Annotated in this window: 31 protein-coding genes; all 31 read left to right on the forward strand. The window is 66.8% G+C overall.

All coding sequences use genetic code 11. From position 1 onward, the window contains the following. Position 1 precedes the first annotated feature (1 nt). Entirely contained in the window at positions 2-283 is a 282-nt protein-coding gene (gene rpsS, locus AC5JOC_RS05400) for a 30S ribosomal protein S19 (RefSeq protein ID WP_064296700.1), read from the forward strand. A 26-nt stretch (positions 284-309) separates the two neighbouring features. After that, the gene (gene rplV / locus AC5JOC_RS05405) at positions 310-702 is read left to right on the forward strand and encodes a 50S ribosomal protein L22 (protein ID WP_056008137.1); all 393 of its coding nucleotides are present in this window, start codon (positions 310-312) and stop codon (positions 700-702) included. Continuing rightward, complete coding sequence (rpsC, locus tag AC5JOC_RS05410) at positions 702-1,490, forward strand: 30S ribosomal protein S3 (protein WP_064296699.1); 789 nt, start codon at positions 702-704, stop codon at positions 1,488-1,490. Before rplV ends, rpsC begins: the two co-directional genes overlap by 1 nt. Positions 1,491-1,492: 2 nt before the next feature. After that, positions 1,493-1,912 (forward strand): 50S ribosomal protein L16, encoded by a 420-nt coding sequence (rplP, locus tag AC5JOC_RS05415; protein ID WP_056008131.1) that lies wholly within the window; start codon positions 1,493-1,495, stop codon positions 1,910-1,912. Continuing rightward, positions 1,912-2,247: a 50S ribosomal protein L29 gene (gene rpmC, locus AC5JOC_RS05420; protein ID WP_079705264.1), complete on the forward strand. Its 336-nt coding sequence runs from the start codon at positions 1,912-1,914 to the stop codon at positions 2,245-2,247. Before rplP ends, rpmC begins: the two co-directional genes overlap by 1 nt. Positions 2,248-2,249: 2 nt before the next feature. Beyond that, complete coding sequence (gene rpsQ / locus AC5JOC_RS05425; protein ID WP_056008125.1) at positions 2,250-2,570, forward strand: 30S ribosomal protein S17; 321 nt, start codon at positions 2,250-2,252, stop codon at positions 2,568-2,570. Positions 2,571-2,601: 31 nt separating this feature from the next. Then, positions 2,602-2,970 carry a 50S ribosomal protein L14 gene (gene rplN, locus AC5JOC_RS05430; RefSeq protein ID WP_064296696.1) on the forward strand — a complete coding sequence of 123 codons (369 nt, stop codon included), beginning with the start codon at positions 2,602-2,604 and terminating at the stop codon, positions 2,968-2,970. Positions 2,971-2,973: 3 nt separating this feature from the next. Then, positions 2,974-3,333, forward strand: a complete 360-nt coding sequence (gene rplX / locus AC5JOC_RS05435) for a 50S ribosomal protein L24 (protein WP_056008121.1) — start codon at positions 2,974-2,976, stop codon at positions 3,331-3,333. Beyond that, the gene (rplE, locus tag AC5JOC_RS05440; RefSeq protein ID WP_056008119.1) at positions 3,333-3,917 is read left to right on the forward strand and encodes a 50S ribosomal protein L5; all 585 of its coding nucleotides are present in this window, start codon (positions 3,333-3,335) and stop codon (positions 3,915-3,917) included. Before rplX ends, rplE begins: the two co-directional genes overlap by 1 nt. A gap of 145 nt (positions 3,918-4,062) precedes the next feature. Further along, positions 4,063-4,461, forward strand: a complete 399-nt coding sequence (gene rpsH, locus AC5JOC_RS05445; protein WP_064296695.1) for a 30S ribosomal protein S8 — start codon at positions 4,063-4,065, stop codon at positions 4,459-4,461. A gap of 6 nt (positions 4,462-4,467) precedes the next feature. After that, on the forward strand, positions 4,468-5,004 hold the full coding sequence (gene rplF / locus AC5JOC_RS05450) for a 50S ribosomal protein L6 (protein WP_064296694.1): 537 nt from the start codon (positions 4,468-4,470) through the stop codon (positions 5,002-5,004). Between the two features lie 2 nt (positions 5,005-5,006). Beyond that, positions 5,007-5,366, forward strand: a complete 360-nt coding sequence (rplR, locus tag AC5JOC_RS05455) for a 50S ribosomal protein L18 (RefSeq protein WP_064296693.1) — start codon at positions 5,007-5,009, stop codon at positions 5,364-5,366. Positions 5,367-5,404: 38 nt separating this feature from the next. Then, positions 5,405-6,073 carry a 30S ribosomal protein S5 gene (gene rpsE / locus AC5JOC_RS05460; protein ID WP_229939737.1) on the forward strand — a complete coding sequence of 223 codons (669 nt, stop codon included), beginning with the start codon at positions 5,405-5,407 and terminating at the stop codon, positions 6,071-6,073. Next, on the forward strand, positions 6,073-6,255 hold the full coding sequence (gene rpmD / locus AC5JOC_RS05465) for a 50S ribosomal protein L30 (protein WP_079001710.1): 183 nt from the start codon (positions 6,073-6,075) through the stop codon (positions 6,253-6,255). Before rpsE ends, rpmD begins: the two co-directional genes overlap by 1 nt. Beyond that, the gene (rplO, locus tag AC5JOC_RS05470) at positions 6,255-6,851 is read left to right on the forward strand and encodes a 50S ribosomal protein L15 (protein WP_079705265.1); all 597 of its coding nucleotides are present in this window, start codon (positions 6,255-6,257) and stop codon (positions 6,849-6,851) included. The genes rpmD and rplO overlap by 1 nt, the downstream gene beginning before the upstream one ends. Before the next feature lie 93 nt (positions 6,852-6,944). Then, positions 6,945-8,273: a preprotein translocase subunit SecY gene (gene secY, locus AC5JOC_RS05475; RefSeq protein WP_064296691.1), complete on the forward strand. Its 1,329-nt coding sequence runs from the start codon at positions 6,945-6,947 to the stop codon at positions 8,271-8,273. Then, positions 8,270-8,878 (forward strand): adenylate kinase, encoded by a 609-nt coding sequence (locus AC5JOC_RS05480; RefSeq protein ID WP_192004669.1) that lies wholly within the window; start codon positions 8,270-8,272, stop codon positions 8,876-8,878. The genes secY and AC5JOC_RS05480 overlap by 4 nt, the downstream gene beginning before the upstream one ends. 21 nt (positions 8,879-8,899) lie before the next feature. Beyond that, positions 8,900-9,739 (forward strand): type I methionyl aminopeptidase, encoded by an 840-nt coding sequence (gene map / locus AC5JOC_RS05485; RefSeq protein ID WP_192004670.1) that lies wholly within the window; start codon positions 8,900-8,902, stop codon positions 9,737-9,739. A gap of 57 nt (positions 9,740-9,796) precedes the next feature. Next, the gene (locus AC5JOC_RS05490; protein ID WP_274499526.1) at positions 9,797-10,681 is read left to right on the forward strand and encodes an aminodeoxychorismate lyase; all 885 of its coding nucleotides are present in this window, start codon (positions 9,797-9,799) and stop codon (positions 10,679-10,681) included. Between the two features lie 149 nt (positions 10,682-10,830). Continuing rightward, positions 10,831-11,052 carry a translation initiation factor IF-1 gene (gene infA / locus AC5JOC_RS05495; RefSeq protein WP_017885304.1) on the forward strand — a complete coding sequence of 74 codons (222 nt, stop codon included), beginning with the start codon at positions 10,831-10,833 and terminating at the stop codon, positions 11,050-11,052. 80 nt (positions 11,053-11,132) lie between these two features. Beyond that, positions 11,133-11,246 (forward strand): 50S ribosomal protein L36, encoded by a 114-nt coding sequence (rpmJ, locus tag AC5JOC_RS05500; RefSeq protein WP_021759549.1) that lies wholly within the window; start codon positions 11,133-11,135, stop codon positions 11,244-11,246. 162 nt (positions 11,247-11,408) lie between these two features. After that, on the forward strand, positions 11,409-11,783 hold the full coding sequence (gene rpsM / locus AC5JOC_RS05505; RefSeq protein ID WP_064296688.1) for a 30S ribosomal protein S13: 375 nt from the start codon (positions 11,409-11,411) through the stop codon (positions 11,781-11,783). Positions 11,784-11,824: 41 nt separating this feature from the next. Next, positions 11,825-12,223, forward strand: a complete 399-nt coding sequence (rpsK, locus tag AC5JOC_RS05510) for a 30S ribosomal protein S11 (protein ID WP_056008094.1) — start codon at positions 11,825-11,827, stop codon at positions 12,221-12,223. Between the two features lie 157 nt (positions 12,224-12,380). After that, positions 12,381-13,373, forward strand: coding sequence for a DNA-directed RNA polymerase subunit alpha (locus tag AC5JOC_RS05515; protein ID WP_056008091.1), 993 nt, complete (start codon positions 12,381-12,383; stop codon positions 13,371-13,373). Between the two features lie 44 nt (positions 13,374-13,417). Then, a complete protein-coding gene (gene rplQ / locus AC5JOC_RS05520; RefSeq protein ID WP_064296687.1) occupies positions 13,418-13,975 on the forward strand; it encodes a 50S ribosomal protein L17 in 558 nt (185 codons plus the stop codon). Between the two features lie 94 nt (positions 13,976-14,069). Next, positions 14,070-15,083: a GNAT family N-acetyltransferase gene (locus tag AC5JOC_RS05525; protein WP_494245714.1), complete on the forward strand. Its 1,014-nt coding sequence runs from the start codon at positions 14,070-14,072 to the stop codon at positions 15,081-15,083. Next, on the forward strand, positions 15,073-16,017 hold the full coding sequence (gene truA / locus AC5JOC_RS05530; protein WP_192004672.1) for a tRNA pseudouridine(38-40) synthase TruA: 945 nt from the start codon (positions 15,073-15,075) through the stop codon (positions 16,015-16,017). The genes AC5JOC_RS05525 and truA overlap by 11 nt, the downstream gene beginning before the upstream one ends. A 176-nt stretch (positions 16,018-16,193) precedes the next feature. Further along, a complete protein-coding gene (rplM, locus tag AC5JOC_RS05535) occupies positions 16,194-16,640 on the forward strand; it encodes a 50S ribosomal protein L13 (protein ID WP_071259493.1) in 447 nt (148 codons plus the stop codon). A 28-nt stretch (positions 16,641-16,668) separates the two neighbouring features. Then, positions 16,669-17,154 (forward strand): 30S ribosomal protein S9, encoded by a 486-nt coding sequence (gene rpsI, locus AC5JOC_RS05540; protein ID WP_064296683.1) that lies wholly within the window; start codon positions 16,669-16,671, stop codon positions 17,152-17,154. A gap of 25 nt (positions 17,155-17,179) precedes the next feature. Then, complete coding sequence (gene glmM, locus AC5JOC_RS05545) at positions 17,180-18,541, forward strand: phosphoglucosamine mutase (RefSeq protein ID WP_079705270.1); 1,362 nt, start codon at positions 17,180-17,182, stop codon at positions 18,539-18,541. Between the two features lie 46 nt (positions 18,542-18,587). Continuing rightward, complete coding sequence (gene coaA / locus AC5JOC_RS05550; protein WP_064296681.1) at positions 18,588-19,541, forward strand: type I pantothenate kinase; 954 nt, start codon at positions 18,588-18,590, stop codon at positions 19,539-19,541. Positions 19,542-19,664: the final 123 nt, after the last annotated feature.

A 19,664-nucleotide genomic window follows, 5' to 3' on the forward strand; every position in this document is an offset into this window, starting at 1 on the left:
GATGCCACGCAGTCTCAAGAAGGGCCCCTTCGTCGACGACCACCTGCTCCGCAAGGTCGTCACGGCGAACGAGGCCAACAACAAGAACGTGATCAAGACCTGGTCGCGTCGATCGATGATCATCCCGGCGATGCTGGGTCACACCATCGCCGTCCACGACGGTCGCAAGCACATCCCGGTGTTCGTCACCGAGACGATGGTCGGGCACAAGCTCGGCGAGTTCGCGCCCACCCGCACCTTCCGTGGACACGTGAAGGACGACAAGAAGGGCCGTCGCCGCTAACGCGGTGACGTGAAGGAGGAAGAGAAATGGTGGAGTCGATCGCCCGCGTGCGACACATCCGCGTCACCCCCCAGAAGGCCCGTCGTGTCGTCGCGCTCATCCGTGGCAAGCAGGCTCAGGAGGCCTTGGCCATCCTGAAGTTCGCACCACAGAGCGCCAGCGAGCCCATCTACAAGCTCGTTGCCTCGGCCATCGCGAACGCTCGCGTCACGGCCGACAAGGACAACGTGTTCCTTGACGAGCAGGACCTGTACATCGCGAAGGCGTACGTCGATGAGGGTGCAACCCTCAAGCGTTTCCGTCCCCGCGCACAGGGCCGCGCGTTCCGCATCCTCAAGCGCACCAGCCACATCACCGTCGAGCTCTCGACGCCTGATGAGACTGCCGGCGCTGCCAAGGCCAAGAAGGTGAGCAAGTAATGGGTCAGAAAGTCAATCCATACGGCTTCCGTCTGGGAATCACGACCGACCACGTGTCGCGTTGGTTCTCCGACAGCACGAAGAAGGGTCAGCGTTACAGCGACTTCGTCGCGGAAGACGTCAAGATCCGCCGTCTGCTGGCGACCTCGCTCGACCGCGCTGGTGTCAGCCGCATCGAGATCGAGCGCACCCGTGACCGCGTCCGCGTCGACATCCACACCGCCCGTCCGGGCATCGTGATCGGTCGCCGTGGCGCCGAGGCCGAGCGCATCCGCGCCGACCTCGAGAAGCTCACGAAGAAGCAGATCCAGCTGAACATCCTCGAGGTCAAGAACCCCGAGGCCGACGCTCAGCTCGTCGCGCAGGGCATCGCCGAGCAGCTCTCCGCACGTGTGGCCTTCCGCCGCGCGATGCGTAAGGGCCTGCAGGGCGCTCAGCGCACGTCCACCGTCAAGGGTGTCCGCATCCAGGTGTCCGGCCGCCTCGGCGGCGCCGAGATGAGCCGTTCCGAGTTCTACCGCGAAGGCCGTGTGCCGCTGCACACGCTCCGCGCGAACATCGACTACGGCTTCTACGAGGCGAAGACCACGTTCGGCCGCATCGGCGTGAAGGTCTGGATCTACAAGGGCGACATCACCAACAAGGAGCTTGCTCGCGAGCAGGCCAACCAGAAGTCGACGCGTCCGGAACGTCGCGACGGTGGCGACCGCCCCCGTCGGAACGCCGGTCCGAGCAGCGCCCCCAAGGCAGCTGCTGAGGCGCCCGCCGCCGCAGGAGTTGAGGCATAACCATGTTGATCCCACGCAAAGTCAAGCACCGGAAGCAGCACCACCCCGGCCGTTCCGGCCAGGCGACCGGTGGCACCAAGGTGTCGTTCGGTGAGTACGGTATCCAGGCCCTGACGCCCGCTTACGTGACCAACCGTCAGATCGAGTCCGCTCGTATCGCCATGACGCGTCACATCAAGCGTGGCGGAAAGGTGTGGATCAACATCTACCCCGACCGTCCGCTGACCAAGAAGCCCGCCGAAACCCGCATGGGTTCCGGTAAGGGTTCGCCCGAGTGGTGGGTCGCGAACGTCAAGCCGGGTCGTGTGCTGTTCGAGGTCGCCGGAGTCGATGAGACCCTGGCCCGCGAAGCGCTCACCCGTGCAATCCACAAGCTGCCCCTCAAGGCACGCATCATCAAGCGCGAGGAGGGCGACGCATAATGGCGATCGGATCCAAGGAGCTCACCCCCGTCGAGCTCGACACCTTTGAAGACCAGCGCCTCCTCGAGGAGCTCCGCAAGGCCAAGGAAGAGCTGTTCAACCTGCGCTTCCAGTCGGCCACGGGGCAGCTCGAGAACCACGGCCGCCTGCGCGCCGTGAAGCGCGACATCGCTCGCATCTACACGGTCATCCGTGAGCGCGAGCTCGGCATCCGTGCCACGCCGACCGTCGAGGTCGTCGAGGCCAAGGCTGAGAAGAAGACCAAGAAGGCCAAGGCCGCACCGAAGTCCGAGGACACCGCTGCAGCCGACGCCGAGACCACGAAGGAGGCCTAGACATGGCTACCGCTACTGACAAGGCCCCCGAGGGTCACGAGTCGGCCGAGCACGACGTCAAGGACGCCGCTGCTCGTGGCTACCGCAAGACCCGCCGTGGTCTGGTGACCAGCGACAAGATGGAGAAGACCATCGTCGTCGAGGTCGAGGACCGCGTGAAGCACCCGCTCTACGGCAAGGTCATCCGCCGCACCTCCAAGGTCAAGGCTCACGACGAGGCGAACTCCGCCGGCATCGGCGACCTCGTCCTGATCAGCGAGACCCGCCCCACCAGCGCCACCAAGCGCTGGCGTCTGGTCGAGATTCTCGAGAAGGCCAAGTAGGCCTCGCGGCTTACTGAGAGGAAAGCGAACAATGCTTCAGCAAGAATCACGAGTCAAGGTCGCCGACAACACCGGCGCCAAGGAGCTCCTGACCATTCGCGTGCTCGGTGGCTCCGGCCGCCGCTACGCGGGCCTCGGTGACACCATCGTCGCGACCGTCAAGGACGCGATCCCCGGTGGCAACGTCAAGAAGGGCGACGTCGTCAAGGCGGTCATCGTCCGCACCCGCAAGCAGACCCGTCGTTCCGACGGTTCGTACATCAAGTTCGACGAGAACGCCGCTGTCATCCTGAAGGCTGACGGGGACCCCCGTGGTACCCGCATCTTCGGACCGGTCGGTCGCGAGCTTCGTGACAAGAAGTTCATGAAGATCGTCTCGTTGGCGCCGGAGGTTATCTAAGTCATGGCAAAGATCAAGAAGGGCGACCTGGTTCAGGTCGTCTCCGGCCCGAAGCAGGACCGCGGTGGTTACCGCGGCAAGCAGGGTCGCGTCATCGAGGTCCTGGCGGACAAGAACCGGGTGATCGTGGAGGGCGTCAACTACGTCACGAAGCACTCCCGTGTCGGCCAGACCCAGCGTGGAACCAAGACCGGCGGCATCGAGACCGTCGAGGCTTCGATCCACATCTCCAACGTCGCGCTCGTCGACCCGGAGACCAAGGGCCCGACCAAGGTCGGCCACCGCAACGAGGAAGTCACGAAGGACGGCGTCACCAAGACGGTCCGCGTTCGTTACGCCAAGAAGTCAGGTAAGGACCTGTAATGACCGACACAGAAGTGGCGACTGGCAAAATCCAGCCCCGTCTCAAGCAGAAGTACCGCGCTGAGATCCTTCCGCAGCTGCAGAAGGACTTCGGCTTCACGAACGTGCACCAGGTGCCCGGACTCGTGAAGGTCGTCGTCAACACCGGTGTGGGCGAGGCCGCTCGCGACAGCAAGGTCATCGACGGCGCTGTTTCGGACCTCACCAAGATCACCGGCCAGAAGCCGCAGGTCACCAAGGCACGCAAGTCCATCGCGCAGTTCAAGCTGCGCGAGGGTCAGCCCATCGGCGCTCACGTCACGCTTCGTGGCGACCGCGCTTGGGAGTTCCTCGACCGCCTGCTGAGCCTCGCTCTTCCGCGTATCCGCGACTTCCGCGGCCTCTCGGACAAGCAGTTCGACGGCAACGGCAACTACACCTTCGGTCTCCAGGAGCAGTCCATGTTCCACGAGATCGACCAGGACAAGATCGATCGTGTCCGCGGCTTCGACATCACTGTCGTGACCACGGCCAAGAACGACGACGAGGGTCGCGCGCTGCTCAAGGCGCTCGGCTTCCCGTTCAAGGCGGCTGAGTCCAAGTAGGCTGAGCTTCTGCCCGGTCCTCGGTGTATGTCGAGGACCGGGCTTCCGCCCGTTCGGGGCACTCCTGCCCAGAACGGTTCAACCACCACAGGTCGGCACCCTTGCACAGGATGTCGAAACCTGGTGAACAAAGGAAACACTCGATATGACCATGACAGATCCGGTCGCAGACATGCTGACCAGACTGCGCAATGCGAACTCGGCGCACCACGACACCGTGTCGATGCCGCACTCCAAGCTCAAGGTGAACATCGCCGAGATCCTCAAGTCCGAGGGCTACATCTCCGGCTGGGAGGTCGCTGACGCGGCCGTCGGACAGACGCTCTCGCTGAGCCTCAAGTTCGGCCCGAACCGCGAGCGCTCCATCGCCGGCATCAAGCGCGTCTCGAAGCCCGGCCTCCGCGTCTACGCGAAGTCGAACGAGATCCCCAAGGTCCTCGGCGGCCTCGGCGTCGTCATCCTGTCCACCTCCAGCGGCCTCCTCACGGACCGCCAGGCCGAGAAGAAGGGCGTGGGTGGGGAAGTCCTCGCCTACGTGTGGTAGCCAGTCATGTCTCGTATTGGAAGACTCCCCATCGACATCCCGGCAGGCGTCACCATCGACGTCGCCGGTCAGAACGTCACCGTCAAGGGCCCGAAGGGTGAGCTCCAGCTCACCGTCGCGAGCCCCATCGAGGTCAAGCTCGAAGACGCACAGCTGCTCGTCACGCGTCCCGACGACGAGCGCAACTCGCGCTCGCTCCACGGCCTGACCCGCACGCTCATCGCGAACCAGATCATCGGCGTCACCCAGGGCTACACCAAGGGCCTCGAGGTCGTCGGTACCGGTTACCGCGTCGCTCAGAAGGGCAGCGCCGTCGAGTTCGCGCTCGGCTTCTCGCACCCCGTCACCGTCGAGCCGCCGGTCGGCATCACGCTGACCGTCGAGGGCAACAACAAGCTCACGGTCGCCGGTATCGACAAGCAGGCCGTCGGCGAGGTCGCCGCCAACATCCGTAAGATCCGCAAGCCCGAGCCGTACAAGGGCAAGGGTGTGCGCTACGCCGGCGAGATCGTGCGTCGCAAGGCCGGAAAGGCTGGTAAGTAACCATGGCTCGTCCAACGAAGACTGCCGCACGTGGCCGTCGCCACACGCGTCTGCGCAAGAAGGTCGAGGGCACCGCGGTCCGTCCGCGCCTCGTCGTCAACCGTTCAGCCCGTCACGTGTTCGTGCAGGTTGTCGATGACACGAAGGGTCACACCCTCGTCTCCGCCTCGACCATGGAGGACACCCTCCGGACGTTCGACGGCGACAAGACCGCCAAGTCGCGCAAGGTCGGCGAACTCATCGCCGAGCGTGCCAAGGCAGCCGGCATCGACGATGTCGTATTTGACCGTGGAGGCAACCGCTACGCAGGTCGCGTGGCAGCAATTGCCGATGGTGCTCGAGAGGGCGGATTGAACCTGTGAGCGAAGACAACAAGCAGCAGCAAGAGCCTGTGGCGACCGTGGCCGAGGCCCCGGTCGAGACCGCGGCATCGACGGCGCCCACCGGCGACCGCGAGCCGCGCGAGGCGCGCCGCGGAGGCCGCGAGCGCAACCCCAACCGCGACCGCGGTAGCCGCGACAGCGACAAGAGCCAGTTCCTGGAGCGCGTCGTGACCATCAACCGTGTCTCGAAGGTCGTGAAGGGTGGTCGTCGCTTCAGCTTCACCGCCCTCGTGGTCGTCGGTGACGGCAACGGCATGGTCGGCGTCGGCTACGGCAAGGCTCGCGAAGTCCCGCTCGCGATCGCGAAGGGCGTCGAAGAGGCGAAGAAGAACTTCTTCCGCGTCCCGCGCGTCGGCTCGACCATCCCGCACCCCACCCAGGGTGAGGCAGCAGCCGGTGTGGTGCTCCTGCGCCCCGCCGCCGCTGGTACCGGTGTCATCGCCGGTGGTCCCGTCCGCGCCGTCCTCGAGTGCGCCGGGATCCACGACGTGCTGAGCAAGTCGCTCGGTTCGTCCAACACGATCAACATCGTCCACGCGACCGTCACGGCGCTGAAGCAGCTCGAGGAACCTCGTGCCGTCGCAGCCCGTCGTGGTCTCGAGTTCGACCAGGTCGCTCCGGCCCGCCTGCTCCGTGCAGAGGCAGAGGCCGTTCAGGCGGCCGCTGCTGCGAAGGTAGGTGCCTGATGGCCCAGCTGAGGATCACCCAGATCAAGGGCAGAATTAGTGAGAAGCAGAACCAGCGCGACACGCTTCGCAGCCTGGGTCTCCGTCGCATCGGTGCTGTCGTCGTCCGCCCGGACAACGCGCAGAACCGCGGCTACGTGAACACTGTTGCTCACCTCGTACAGGTTGAGGAGATCGACTAATGGCTGAGAAGAACGAAACCACTGAGGAGAAGGCCCCCAAGGCCGCTGCCAAGGCAGCTCCGAAGACGGCTGCCGCGAAGGCCGAGCCCAAGGCGAAGGCGGCCCCCAAGGCTGCTGCAGCCAAGAAGCCCGCGAAGGACGAGCCCGCTGAGAAGCGCGAGCAGGTCCTGAAGGTGCACCACCTCCGTCCCGCCGCCGGTGCCAAGAAGTCCCGGATGCGCGTGGGCCGTGGTGAGGCGTCCAAGGGTAAGACCGCGGGTCGCGGTACCAAGGGTACGAAGGCGCGTTACAACGTCAAGGTCGGCTTCGAGGGTGGGCAGATGCCGCTGCACATGCGCACCCCGAAGCTCCGTGGCTTCAAGAACCCCTTCCGCGTCGAGTACCAGGTCGTGAACCTGGAGAAGCTCGCCGAGCTGTACCCGAAGGGTGGCGACGTCACCACGGTCGACCTCGTCGCCAAGGGTGCCGTCCGGAAGAACGAGAAGGTCAAGGTTCTCGGAAACGGTGACATCTCGGTTAAGCTGAATGTCGCGGTTGACAAGGTCTCCGGCTCAGCTGAGCAGAAGATCGTGGCAGCCGGGGGCAGCGTCAAGTAGCCCTCGGCCGGCTCCGCACAGGAGCTCACTCGGGTGGCCGGCATCATGCCGGTCACCCGGGCCGACCCCGCAACATCTCACAGGAGGCCCCTTTTGTTCAGCGCCATCGGCCGGATCTTCCGGACCCCGGATCTTCGTCGCAAGATCGGGTTCACGCTCGGGATCATCGCCATCTACCGGCTGGGGTCCTTCATCCCCGCTCCGTTCGTGAACTTCCCGAACGTGCAGCAGTGCCTCGCGAACCAGCAGGCCGCCGGCGCATCAGGCCTCTACGAGCTCGTCAACCTCTTCAGCGGTGGCGCGCTCCTCCAACTCTCCATCTTCGCGCTGGGCATCATGCCCTACATCACCGCGTCGATCATCGTCCAGCTCCTCCGCGTGGTCATCCCGCACTTCGAGACGCTGCACAAAGAAGGCCAGGCCGGCCAGGGCAAGCTGACGCAGTACACGCGTTACCTCACGATCTTCCTCGGCATCCTCCAGTCGACGACGCTCATCACGGTCGCCAAGAGCGGTGCACTGTTCGGCAACCAGGGCGGCGTCTGCGCCGACCTCATCACCGCCCAGGGCGGCACCTGGTACGGCATGCTCCTCATGGTCGTCACCATGACCGCGGGCACCGGCCTCGTCATGTGGATGGCCGAGCTCGTCACCGAGCGCGGCGTCGGCAACGGCATGTCGCTCCTCATCTTCACCTCGATCGCAGCCACCTTCCCGGGCTCGCTGGCCGCCATCTGGACCGCGAAGGGCCCGGAGGTCTTCCTCCTCGTGCTCGCCGTCGGCCTCGTGATCGTCGGACTCGTCGTCTTCGTCGAGCAGTCGCAACGTCGCATCCCGGTGCAGTACGCGAAGCGGATGGTCGGACGCAGGACGTACGGCGGCAACAACACGTACATCCCCATCAAGGTCAACATGGCCGGTGTGGTGCCCGTCATCTTCGCGTCGTCGATCCTGTACCTGCCGGCCCTCATCGCGCAGTTCAACCAGCCGACGACCGGCACACCGGCACCCTGGGTCCTGTGGATCCAGCAGTACCTCACCAAGGGTGACCACCCGCTGTACATGCTCATGTACTTCCTGCTCATCGTCGGCTTCACCTACTTCTACGTCGCGATCACCTTCAACCCCGAAGAGGTCGCCGACAACATGAAGAAGTACGGCGGGTTCATCCCCGGCATCCGTGCCGGACGCCCGACGGCCGAATACCTCGACTACGTGCTGACCCGCGTGACCCTGCCCGGATCGATCTACCTGGGGTTGATCGCGCTCCTGCCGCTCATCGCCCTGGCGTTGGTGGGCGCGAACGCCAACTTCCCGTTCGGCGGCGCATCGATCCTCATCATCGTCGGTGTCGGGCTCGAGACGGTCAAGCAGATCGACTCGCAGCTCCAGCAGCGTCACTACGAAGGGCTCCTGCGTTGAGCGCGGCAGCCGGCAAGCCCCGTCTGCTCATCGTCGGTCCTCCGGGATCCGGCAAGGGCACCCAGGCGGCCTTCCTCGCGGAGCGCTTCGACATCCCCGCGATCTCGACGGGCGACATCTTCCGCGCGAACATCAAGGAGGGTACGGCGCTCGGGAAGCAGGTCCAGGCGATCGTGAGCGAGGGCGGGTACGTTCCCGACTCGTTGACGAACGAGATCGTCCGCGACCGGCTCCACCAGCCCGACGCCGTCGAGGGGTTCTTGCTCGACGGGTATCCGCGGACCACCGACCAGGTGGTCGCGCTCGACGCGCTGCTCGCGGAGAACGACGCGAGCCTCAACGCTGTCGTGCAGCTGCAGGCCGACACAGAAGAGGTCGTCGCTCGACTCCTCAAGCGTGCCGCCGAGCAGGGTCGCACCGACGACACGGAGGAGGTCATCCGCCACCGGCTCGACCTCTACGCACACGAGACCGCGCCGCTGATCGAGGTCTTCACCGCTCGCGGGCTCGTCGTGGCGGTCGACGGCCTCGGTGAGGTCGACGAGGTCACCGCGCGGATCGATGCCGCCCTCGCTGCCCGCGGCATCATCGTCCCGGCCGTCTGACGCACCGACACGTCCACCACGGTGTTCCGGAAGTCGATCTACAAGACCCCTGACCAGATCCGCGCGATGCTCGCGCCGGGGCTGGCCACAGCGGCCTCGCTCGATGCAGTGCGCGCGCTCGTCGCCCCCGGGGTGACGACGCTGCAACTCGATGCGGCTGCCGAGGCGGCCATCGTCGCGGCCGGCGGGCACTCCAACTTCAAGCTCGTCCCCGGCTATCGGCACACGGTCTGCACCTCGGTCAACGAGGACGTGGTCCACGGCATCCCCGGGTCACGCGTGCTGCAGGCGGGCGACATCGTGTCGATCGACAGCGGCGCCGAGATCGACGGCTGGAACGGCGACTCCGCGATGACCATCGTGCTGCCGGATCCCACGCGCCCGGAGCTCGTCACCGAGCGCGAGCGGCTCTCGGCGGTGACGGAGGGTTCGCTGTGGGCCGGGATCGCCGAGCTCGCGACCGCCCGACACCTCAACCAGGTCGGTGCCGCGATCGAGGAGTACGTCGAGGACCACTCGCCCGAGGGGAAGCCCTACGGGATCCTCACCGACTACGTGGGGCACGGCATCGGACGCACGATGCACGAGGCGCCGCCGGTGTTCAACTACCGGGTCCGCCAGCGTGGCCCCGAAGTGAAGCCCGGACTCGTGGTGGCCATCGAACCGATGGTGGTCGCCGGGAGCCCCGACACCTTCGTCCGCGACGACGAATGGACCGTCGCCACGCTCGACGGTGGTTCGGCTGCGCACTGGGAGCACAGCGTCGCCGTGCACCGCGACGGCATCTGGGTCCTGACCGCTCACGACGGCGGCGCCGAGGCTCTCGCCGCGTTCGGCGTCACCCCGGTCCGTCCCGCCTGACCGAGCGTCAGCCCGGTCGCCGTCCCGACCTCGTCCGTCCCGGTAGAGTTGCTCGGCATGAGCGTGCCGATCGTGTTCCTTCTCGACGTCCTCCCAGCGGACACCGTCATCGACGACGCCGACCTCGCGGCCACGATCACGCCGGCCGGCGACGGGTCCGGCGTCTTGAGCGTCTTCGATCTGGGCCCCGCGCGGGGGGACGGGATCTTCGAGACGATCGGTGTCGTCGGCCGGCACCCGCAGTCGGTCGACGCGCATCTCGATCGGCTGACCGAGTCGGCGGCCATCCTCGATCTGCCCGCGCCGAACCACGCACAGTGGCGCCTCGCGATCTCGCGCGCGATCGCGGAACTCCCCGACGTCGATCAGAGCGCCGTCCGACTCGTCGTGACGCGGGGGAGTGGCGGGCGCCCGACCGCGTGGATCTCGGCGACGCCGGCTGACGGCTTCCCCGAGCGTGAGAACGGCATCGAGGTCGTCCTGCTCGACCGCGGTCTCGCGAGCGACGTGCAGGAGCGTTCGCCGTGGCTGCTCGCCGGCGCCAAGACGCTGTCGTACGCGGTCAACATGGCCGCGCTCCGTGAGGCGCACCGACGTGGAGCGGACGACGTGCTCTTCGTCAGCAGCGACGGCTTCGTCCTCGAGGGCCCGACCTCCACCGTGGTCGTGCGGATCGGCGGCAGTTTCGTGACACCGCCTCCGTCGAGTGGGATCCTGCCCGGCACCACGCAGCTCGCGCTCTGGGCCCATCTCGAGGAGCAGGGGCTCCCGCACGAGTACCGGATGCTGACACCGGAGGACGTGCTCGACGCGGAGGCGGCATGGCTGCTCTCCAGCGTCCGACTGGCCGCGCCGGTGCGTGCCGTGGACGGACGCCCGCTGCCGATGGACGCCGGTCTCACGGCGCAGATCAACGACGCGCTGCGCTCCCGCACCGACTGACGGGCCCTGGCCGACGTTGAGTTGGCGAAACCCGGAAACATAGCATAGAATCGATCTTTGGTGCTTTCTGCATGCCTTCGGCGAGCCGACATCCGCACCGCAATCCATCCGCACGACCAGTGCGACTCAACCTGAGCGACAGTGAGGCTATGGCCAAAAAAGACGGCGTCATCGAGATCGAGGGCCAAGTGGTCGAGGCTCTGCCCAACGCGATGTTCCGCGTTGAGCTGACCAACGGACACAAGGTACTTGCCCACATTTCGGGCAAAATGCGTCAGCACTACATCCGCATCCTCCCAGAGGACCGCGTGATCGTGGAACTGACCCCCTACGACCTGACCCGTGGTCGGATCGTCTACCGCTACAAGTAGGTCGCGCTGTAAGTAACGGCCGGACGCGCCGCCACCATCCGGTGGTGGGCCCGGCACGATGACAGCGAAAAGAGAGAACTATGAAGGTCAAGCCCAGCGTCAAGAAGATCTGCGACAAGTGCAAGGTCATCCGTCGCAACGGCCGCGTCATGGTCATCTGCGAGAACCCGCGCCACAAGCAGCGCCAGGGTTGATCTCAGAGGATCTGCAGCACGCAGCCCTGAGCACCACAGCACCACCCCTCTAACGGCAGTTCCAGATCCCGCAGCACATCGTGCGCCGCGGGTGACACCTCGGGTCGGAGGCCCGAGCACCGGAACTGCTCCACACCTCCACAACTCCTAGGAGAAGCCACCATGGCACGTCTCGCCGGCGTAGACATCCCACGCGACAAGCGCGTGGAAGTTGCACTGACGTACATCTACGGTGTTGGCCGCACGCGGTCACTCAAGACCCTCGCCGACACCGGCATCAGCGGAGACATCCGCGTGAAGGATCTCACCGATGACCAGCTGATCGCCCTGCGCGATTACATCGAGGGCACCTTCAAGGTCGAGGGTGACCTCCGCCGTGAGGTCGCCGCCGACATCCGCCGCAAGGTGGAGATCGGGTCCTACCAGGGCATCCGTCACCGTCGTGGACTTCCGGTCCGCGGCCAGCGCACCAAGACCAACGCGCGCACCCGCAAGGGCCCGAAGCGCACCGTCGCCGGCAAGAAGAAGGCTCGCTAGGCCCCGCCTAGTCGCCTCGTCATAGGACTCAGGAGATATTCATGGCAGCACCAAAGTCGGCCGTTCGGAAGCCGCGTAAGAAGGAAAAGAAGAACATCGCCGTGGGCCAGGCCCACATCAAGTCGACGTTCAACAACACGATCGTCTCGATCACCGACCCCTCGGGCGCGGTCATCAGCTGGGCTTCGTCCGGTGGCGTCGGCTTCAAGGGTTCGCGCAAGTCGACCCCGTTCGCCGCACAGCTCGCCGCCGAGTCGGCTGCGCGTCAGGCGCAGGAGCACGGCATGAAGAAGGTCGACGTCTTCGTCAAGGGACCCGGCTCCGGCCGCGAGACCGCGATCCGTTCCCTCCAGGCCGCAGGCCTCGAGGTCGGCTCGATCAACGACGTCACGCCTCAGGCACACAACGGCTGCCGCCCCCCGAAGCGTCGCCGCGTCTAATTCCTTCGGTTCACCGGCCGTGATCCGTCCGTAGCGATCGTCTGATCGCCGCGGACGGATCACGGCATGGTCCTGGTGACCAGGGCCAGCGAACACCATTCACTACCTCGCCAACGCAAGTGTCATATAGCGGACACTTAGCCGAAAGGAATCCATAGTGCTCATCGCACAGCGCCCTACGCTCACCGAAGAATCCATCTCGGAGTTCCGCAGCCGGTTCATCATCGAGCCGCTCGAGCCAGGCTTCGGGTACACCCTCGGGAACTCGCTCCGTCGCACCCTGCTGTCGTCCATTCCGGGAGCAGCCGTCACCAGCATCCGCATCGACGGCGTGCTGCACGAGTTCAGCACGATCCCCGGTGTCAAGGAAGACGTCACCGAGATCATCCTGAACATCAAGGGCCTCGTCGTCTCCAGTGAGCACGACGAGCCGATCACGGCGTACCTCCGCAAGACCGGCGCAGGCCAGGTCACCGCAGCCGACATCTCGGCTCCGGCCGGCGTCGAGGTCCACAACCCGGACCTCGTCATCGCGACCCTCAACGACAAGGCGAAGTTCGAGCTCGAGCTCACGATCGAGCGTGGCCGCGGCTACGTGTCGGCCACGCAGAACCGCAACGAGTTCAGCGAAGCCGGTCAGATCCCCGTCGACTCGATCTACTCGCCCGTCCTCAAGGTGACCTACCGCGTCGAGGCGACTCGTGCCGGTGAGCGCACCGACTTCGACCGCCTGGTCGTCGACGTCGAGTCGAAGCCGGCCATCACGCCGCGCGACGCCATCGCGTCGGCCGGTCGTACGCTGACCGAGCTGTTCGGCCTGGCTCGCGAGCTCAACACCGCCGCAGAGGGCATCGAGATCGGCCCCGCGCCGGTCGACGCCGTGCTGCCGGGCGAGCTCTCGATCCCGATCGAGGACCTCGACCTCTCCGTGCGCTCGTACAACTGCCTCAAGCGCGAGGGCATCAACAACGTCAGCGAGCTCGTCGCGCTGTCGGAGACGCAGCTCATGAACATCCGCAACTTCGGACAGAAGTCGGTGGATGAAGTTCGCGACAAGCTCACCGAAATGGGCCTCTCCCTGAAGGACTCGGTTCCCGGGTTCGACGGCGCCCACTTCTACAGCGGCTACGACGACGAGACCGTCTCCTAGCACGCGATCCACCTGACGACTTTCCAACCTGAAGAGAGACAAGAATGCCTACTCCCACCAAGGGACCCCGCCTCGGAGGCGGACCTGCCCACGAGCGTCTCCTGCTCGCCAACCTCGCTGCTGCGCTGTTCACCCACAAGCGCATCCAGACCACCGAGACCAAGGCGAAGCGCCTGCGTCCGCTCGCTGAGCGCCTGATCACCTTCGCGAAGCGCGGCGACCTGCACGCCCGCCGTCGGGTGCTCGCGACCATCACCGACAAGAGCGTCGTCCACGAGCTCTTCACGGAGATCGCGCCCCTCGTCGCCGACCGTCAGGGTGGCTACACGCGCATCATCAAGACCGGTTACCGCAAGGGCGACAACGCTCCGATGGCCGTGATCGAGCTCGTCCTCGAGCCCGTCACGCCGAAGGCGAAGCCGGCCAAGCAGTCCGCGAAGCACGCCGCAGCGCCGGTCGACGAGGCTCCGGCCGAGGAGACCCCCGCCGAGGTCGAAGCTGACGCAGAGGCGACGGAAGCCGTCGAGGCGACCGAGACCGACGGCGAGTCCGTCGACGCCGGCGAGACCACCGACGAGGCTCCCGCGAAGGACGCCAAGTAGGTTCAGCGACACACGAACGGAACCCCGCTCTCCACGTGGAGGGCGGGGTTCCGTCGTTCCTGGCGGCGCTGCGACGGTGTCCTAGGCTGGAGACATGAGTACCACTCCCGCCGTTCCGGCCGGCCGGCCGGCCCTGCCACAGCACCCCGACGTCGATCACTGGCGTCCGGCGGTCCGCGCGGACATCGACGACATCGTGGCGCTGTGCCGTGCCATGGATCCGTTCGACAACCCCCACCGGGTGACGAGCCGCGACGAGATCGCGGACCAGTTCGACCACGCGTGGATCGACATGGCTGCGGACAGCCTGCTGGCGATCGCCGCCGACGGCACGCTGGTCGCCTACGCGATGGTGATCCTGTCGCCCTCGCGAGACGTGTCCGTGTATTCGTACGTCTTCGGCGGCGTGCATCCCGCGCGGCGTGAGCGGGGGATCGGCCGAGCGCTGCTCGCGTGGTCACTGGAACGGTCCGAGCAGCAGCTGGCCTCCGTCGAGACGGGTGCTCCAGCTTCGTCCCGTGCCTACGTCGACGAACGGAACCCGGGGGCGGCGCGCCTGTTGGAGCGGTTCGGCTTCGCCGTGGCGCGGTACTTCACGATCATGGAACGCGATCTCTCCGCGCCCGTCGACGAGATCGACGTGCCCGACGGTGTCCGACTCGAGGCGTACCACCCGGACGTGGCCGAACGCACGAGGGAGGCTCGGAACGACTCGTTCCGGGACCACTGGGGCAGCCTGGAGACGGTCCCGGCGATGTGGGCGCAGTTCGTCGGCGGATCCCACTTCCGCGACGACCTCTCGGTGGTCGCGATCGACGACGACGGACGGGTCGTCGGCTTCACGCTGGCCGAGGTGGACGAGGACAGCTGGTCCGCGCAGGGGTTCACCAGCGCGTACATCGCCCTCGTCGGGACCGTGCGCGACTGGCGTGGCCGACGACTCGCACCGGCTCTGCTGGCCACCGCGCTTCGCCGGATCCAGGCAGCCGGCCTCGAGCGGGCGACCCTGGAGGTCGACACGGCCAGCCCCACGGGTGCACTCGGGCTGTACGAACGACAGGGCTTCGTCGCGACGACGCGTGATCTGGCGTACGTCCGTGAGCGCTGAGCAGGTCGCGGCAGCGGAGGTCCTCCCGACCCAGCGGTTCCGGCTCGCCATCGCGTACGACGGCACGGACTTCGCCGGATGGGCGAAGCAGCCGGGGCTCCGGACGGTCGAGGGGGTCCTGGAGGAGGCGCTGTATCGCGTGCTCGGCAAGACCGTCCCGCCGATGCCGCGGTTCGTGGTGGCCGGACGGACGGATGCCGGGGTGCACGCGGCCGGTCAGGTGGCGCACCTCGACCTCACCGAGCCGCAGCTCGCGAAGATCACGCGATTGCAGGGGCGCCACGCCGAGTTCCACGACGGTACGCCGCGGAACGAGACCGCGAGCTCCCTCCTCGTGCGTCGACTGAACGGCGTGCTCGGGATGGACCGCGACGTCGTGATCCACACGGCGGAACCGGCGTCGGAGGGCTTCGACGCGCGCTTCTCGGCGGTCTGGCGTCACTACCGCTACCGCCTCGCGGACGCCGACGTCCGCAAAGACCCGATCCTCCGGCGGACGACGAGCTGGACGACGGCGTCGCTCGACGTGGAGCTGCTCCACCGGGCGGCCACCTCGCTCGTCGGGCTCCACGACTTCCAGGCGTACTGCAAACCGAGACCACGCGCGACGACCATCCGAACCCTGCAGTCCTTCAGCTGGGAGCGGGACGAGGCGGGCGTGCTCGTGGCGAGCCTCACCGCCGACGCGTTCTGCCACAGCATGGTGCGGGCGCTCGTCGGCGCTTGCGTCGCCGTGGGGGAGGGGCGCATGTCGCTCGAGGAGGTCGTCCGGCTCCGCGACGGCGGGCGGCGGGAGATCGATTTCCGGGTGATGCCGGCGCGCGGACTCACCCTCGTCGAGATCGGTTACCCCGAGCCGGGGCTGCTGCACGCGCGGGCCGCCGAGACCCGTCAGCGGCGGAGCCACGAGCAGGTGGAGGCGAGCGCCGAGTGAGGTTCCCGGTGGGAATTGACCGCCGGGACGTCGTCGCGTAGACTCTCCCGTTGGTGCCTGCGCCTTCTGCGGCGCGGTACCCGAAGTTGAGCCCTCCACCTCGGGCGTTCCGTTCGGAACACCCAACAGGAGCGGGATTCACGAACGACCAACTCCGACCAGAAAGCAGCACTATTGTGACGCGCACGTATTCCCCGAAGGCCAGTGAGATCACGCACGACTGGGTCGTCATCGACGCCACCGACGTGGTCCTCGGCCGCCTGGCCAGCCACGCTGCAGCGCTCCTGCGCGGCAAGCACAAGGCGACCTTCTCCCCTCACATGGACGGTGGCGACTTCGTCATCATCATCAACGCCGACAAGGTGGCCCTCACCGGCGCCAAGCTCCTGCAGAAGAAGGCCTACCGCCACTCCGGTTACCCGGGCGGGCTCTCGGCCGTCACCTACGCCGAGCTCCTCGAGAAGAACCCGATCCGCGCCGTCGAGAAGGCGATCCGCGGCATGCTGCCGAAGAACACGCTCGGCCGCGACCAGCTGAAGAAGCTCAAGGTCTACACGGGCAGCGAGCACCCGCACGCCGCTCAGCAGCCCAAGCCGTTCACGCTCGACCAGGTCGCCCAGTAAGCACCGGACAAGAAAAAAGGATTACACAGTGGCGAACATCGCAGATTCCATCGAAGAGACCCCGCAGAGCTACTCCACCGAGTCGGCTCCTGAAGCAGCAGTCACCGCGCCTCGCGCCGTGCTGAGCGTCCCCGGCGCAGCCGTCGGCCGTCGCAAGCAGGCCATCGCCCGCGTGCGCCTCGTCCCCGGCAGCGGCACCATCACGGTCAACGGCCGCACGCTCGAGGACTACTTCCCGAACAAGCTGCACCAGCAGCTCATCAACGACCCGTTCACCGTCCTCGACCTGGCCGGCGGCTACGACGTCATCGCACGCATCTCCGGTGGTGGCCCCTCGGGCCAGGCCGGCGCGCTGCGCCTCGGCATCGCTCGCTCGCTGAACCAGATCGACGAGGAGAACAACCGCGCCACCCTGAAGAAGGCCGGCTTCCTCTCCCGTGACGCTCGCGTCAAGGAGCGCAAGAAGGCCGGACTCAAGAAGGCCCGTAAGGCTCCGCAGTTCTCGAAGCGCTAAGCGCTCTCAAGACAAGCGAAGCTCGATGCCTCAGCTGTTTGGTACCGACGGCGTACGCGGACTCGCGAACGCCGACCTGACGGCAGACCTCGCTCTCGGCCTTGCCCAAGCCACCGCAGTGGTGCTTGGGCAAGGCCGTAGTGCTGAGGCCCGCCGTGCCGCCGGGAAGCGTCCGGTCGCCGTGCTCGCACGCGACCCACGTATCTCCGGCGAGTTCCTGTCCGCCGCCGTCGCGGCGGGCCTGGCGTCCTCGGGCGTCGACGTGCTCGAGGCAGGCGTGCTGCCCACGCCCGCGACGGCGTTCCTCATCGCCGACATCGACGCCGACTTCGGTGTGATGATCTCCGCCTCGCACAACCCCGCGCCCGACAACGGGATCAAGATCTTCGCCCGCGGCGGCACGAAGCTGCCCGACGCCGTGGAACGCCGGATCGAGGAGTACCTCGACCGCCCCAAGCTCAGCCCGACCGGCGCAGACGTCGGCCGGATCATCCGCTTCGCCGACGCCGAGGACCGCTACGTCCTCCACCTGCTCGGCAGCCTCCCGAACCGCCTGGACGGCATCCATGTCGTCCTCGACTGCGCGCACGGCGCGGCCGCGGGAGTGTCGCCGGAGACCTTCCGCGACGCCGGGGCCAAGGTCACGATCATCGGCAACGACCCCGACGGCATGAACATCAACGACGGCGTCGGCTCCACGCACCTCGACCTCCTGTCCAAGGCGGTCCTCGAGCACGGTGCCGACCTCGGCATCGCACACGACGGCGACGCCGACCGTTGCCTCGCGGTCGACGCTGCGGGCAAGGTCGTCGACGGCGACCAGATCATGGCCATCCTCGCCGTCTCGATGCAGGAGCGCGGCAAGCTCAAGGACGACACGCTCGTCGCCACGGTGATGAGCAACCTCGGCCTGCACGTCGCGATGCGCGAGCACGGCATCAACGTCGTCCAGACCGGGGTCGGCGACCGCTACGTCCTCGAGGCGATGAACGCGAACGCCTATTCGCTCGGCGGTGAGCAGTCGGGCCACGTGATCATGGCCGACTACGCGACCACCGGCGACGGCATCCTCACCGGCCTGCACATCGTGGCCGAGATGGCGCGCACCGGGAAGACGCTGGCGGAGCTCGCCGCGGTGATGCAGGTGTACCCGCAGATCCTCGTCAACGTCACGGGTGTCGACCGCACGCGCCTCGTCGGCGACGAGGTCGTCGACGCTGCCGTACAGGCTGCCGAAGCCGAGCTCGGAGACGACGGACGCGTGCTGTTGCGGCCGTCCGGCACCGAGCAGCTCGTCCGGGTCATGGTCGAGGCGGCCGACCAGCCGACCGCCGATCGCCTGGCGCACCGCCTCGCCGACGTCGTCCGCGAGCGACTCGCCATCTGAGTCGTCCGGCGGCGGGTCGGCACCTCAGCTGTGGAAGAGTGATCGCATGACTTCGACGACGACGGGCGGTGCCTCCGGGCAGCCGACGCCCTACGTGGAGATCGACCGTGCCGAATGGGCGCGACTCGCTCCGGAGACGGCCACACCGCTCAGCGAGACCGAGGTCGTGCAGATCCGTGGCCTCGGCGACCGTCTCGACATGCGGGAGGTCGAGGAGGTCTACGTGCCGCTCAGCCGGCTGCTGAGCCTGTACGCGAAGGGCACCCAGGACCTCGGGCGAGCGACGAGCCGGTTCCTCGGCGACCAGGCGCTCCGGACGCCGTTCGTGATCGGTGTGGCGGGTTCCGTGGCCGTCGGCAAGTCGACGATCGCGCGGCTGCTGCGCGAACTGCTGTCGCGCTGGCCGGACACCCCGCACGTCGAACTCGTGACGACCGACGGCTTCCTCTACCCGAACGAGGAGCTCCAGCGGCGCGGCATCATGGATCGCAAGGGCTTCCCCGAGTCCTACGACCGGCGCGCGCTCCTGCGGTTCATCACCGCGGTGAAGAGCGGTGCCGCCGAGGTGCGGGCACCGTTCTACTCGCACCTGCGTTACGACATCATCCCGACGGCGCAGGTCGTCGTCCGGCGCCCCGACGTCCTGATCGTCGAGGGCTTGAACGTGCTGCAGCCGGCTGCGACGGCGAGCGGACTCGCGATCAGCGACCTGTTCGACTTCAGCATCTACGTCGACGCACGGACGCGCGACATCGAGTCCTGGTACGTCGACCGCTTCATGGCGCTCAAGCGGGGCGCGTTCTCGAACCCGAACTCCTTCTTCAACGTGTTCGCCGAGCTCTCCGATGAGGAGGCGGCCGATCAGGCGCGTGGGTTCTGGCGCTCGATCAACGAGCCGAACCTCATCGACAACATCCGCCCGACCCGCTCACGCGCCAAGCTCGTGCTGCGGAAGGACTCCGATCACACGGTGTCCTCGGTGCTGCTCCGCAAGCTCTGAGCAGCGGCAGGGGAAGGGCCCGGGAACCGGTGGATCTCGGCAAGACCGTCCTGCTCCGAGGCTGAGCGCCGGCACCTCGAGGTTGGTGCAGGATCCTCGCAAAATCGCCCGATTATGCTGCTC

The sequence above is a fragment of the Plantibacter sp. genome, assembly GCF_059073635.1.

What these genes read in the sequence shown, in the direction of transcription:
- rplN (WP_064296696.1), top strand. Translation starts at nt 2,602, where the DNA reads ATGCTTCAGCAAGAATCACGAGTCAAGGTCGCCGACAACACCGGCGCC.
- rpmC (WP_079705264.1), top strand. Translation starts at nt 1,912, where the DNA reads ATGGCGATCGGATCCAAGGAGCTCACCCCCGTCGAGCTCGACACCTTT.
- rpsC (WP_064296699.1), top strand. Translation starts at nt 702, where the DNA reads ATGGGTCAGAAAGTCAATCCATACGGCTTCCGTCTGGGAATCACGACC.
- rpsH (WP_064296695.1), top strand. Translation starts at nt 4,063, where the DNA reads ATGACCATGACAGATCCGGTCGCAGACATGCTGACCAGACTGCGCAAT.
- AC5JOC_RS05490 (WP_274499526.1), top strand. Translation starts at nt 9,797, where the DNA reads ATGAGCGTGCCGATCGTGTTCCTTCTCGACGTCCTCCCAGCGGACACC.
- rplX (WP_056008121.1), top strand. Translation starts at nt 2,974, where the DNA reads ATGGCAAAGATCAAGAAGGGCGACCTGGTTCAGGTCGTCTCCGGCCCG.
- rplE (WP_056008119.1), top strand. Translation starts at nt 3,333, where the DNA reads ATGACCGACACAGAAGTGGCGACTGGCAAAATCCAGCCCCGTCTCAAG.
- rplO (WP_079705265.1), top strand. Translation starts at nt 6,255, where the DNA reads ATGGCTGAGAAGAACGAAACCACTGAGGAGAAGGCCCCCAAGGCCGCT.
- rpsK (WP_056008094.1), top strand. Translation starts at nt 11,825, where the DNA reads ATGGCAGCACCAAAGTCGGCCGTTCGGAAGCCGCGTAAGAAGGAAAAG.
- rpsS (WP_064296700.1), top strand. Translation starts at nt 2, where the DNA reads ATGCCACGCAGTCTCAAGAAGGGCCCCTTCGTCGACGACCACCTGCTC.
- rplV (WP_056008137.1), top strand. Translation starts at nt 310, where the DNA reads ATGGTGGAGTCGATCGCCCGCGTGCGACACATCCGCGTCACCCCCCAG.
- rpmJ (WP_021759549.1), top strand. Translation starts at nt 11,133, where the DNA reads ATGAAGGTCAAGCCCAGCGTCAAGAAGATCTGCGACAAGTGCAAGGTC.
- infA (WP_017885304.1), top strand. Translation starts at nt 10,831, where the DNA reads ATGGCCAAAAAAGACGGCGTCATCGAGATCGAGGGCCAAGTGGTCGAG.
- rpsQ (WP_056008125.1), top strand. Translation starts at nt 2,250, where the DNA reads ATGGCTACCGCTACTGACAAGGCCCCCGAGGGTCACGAGTCGGCCGAG.
- rplR (WP_064296693.1), top strand. Translation starts at nt 5,007, where the DNA reads ATGGCTCGTCCAACGAAGACTGCCGCACGTGGCCGTCGCCACACGCGT.
- AC5JOC_RS05525 (WP_494245714.1), top strand. Translation starts at nt 14,070, where the DNA reads ATGAGTACCACTCCCGCCGTTCCGGCCGGCCGGCCGGCCCTGCCACAG.
- rplQ (WP_064296687.1), top strand. Translation starts at nt 13,418, where the DNA reads ATGCCTACTCCCACCAAGGGACCCCGCCTCGGAGGCGGACCTGCCCAC.
- rpmD (WP_079001710.1), top strand. Translation starts at nt 6,073, where the DNA reads ATGGCCCAGCTGAGGATCACCCAGATCAAGGGCAGAATTAGTGAGAAG.
- coaA (WP_064296681.1), top strand. Translation starts at nt 18,588, where the DNA reads ATGACTTCGACGACGACGGGCGGTGCCTCCGGGCAGCCGACGCCCTAC.
- rplP (WP_056008131.1), top strand. Translation starts at nt 1,493, where the DNA reads ATGTTGATCCCACGCAAAGTCAAGCACCGGAAGCAGCACCACCCCGGC.
- rplF (WP_064296694.1), top strand. Translation starts at nt 4,468, where the DNA reads ATGTCTCGTATTGGAAGACTCCCCATCGACATCCCGGCAGGCGTCACC.
- rpsM (WP_064296688.1), top strand. Translation starts at nt 11,409, where the DNA reads ATGGCACGTCTCGCCGGCGTAGACATCCCACGCGACAAGCGCGTGGAA.
- glmM (WP_079705270.1), top strand. Translation starts at nt 17,180, where the DNA reads ATGCCTCAGCTGTTTGGTACCGACGGCGTACGCGGACTCGCGAACGCC.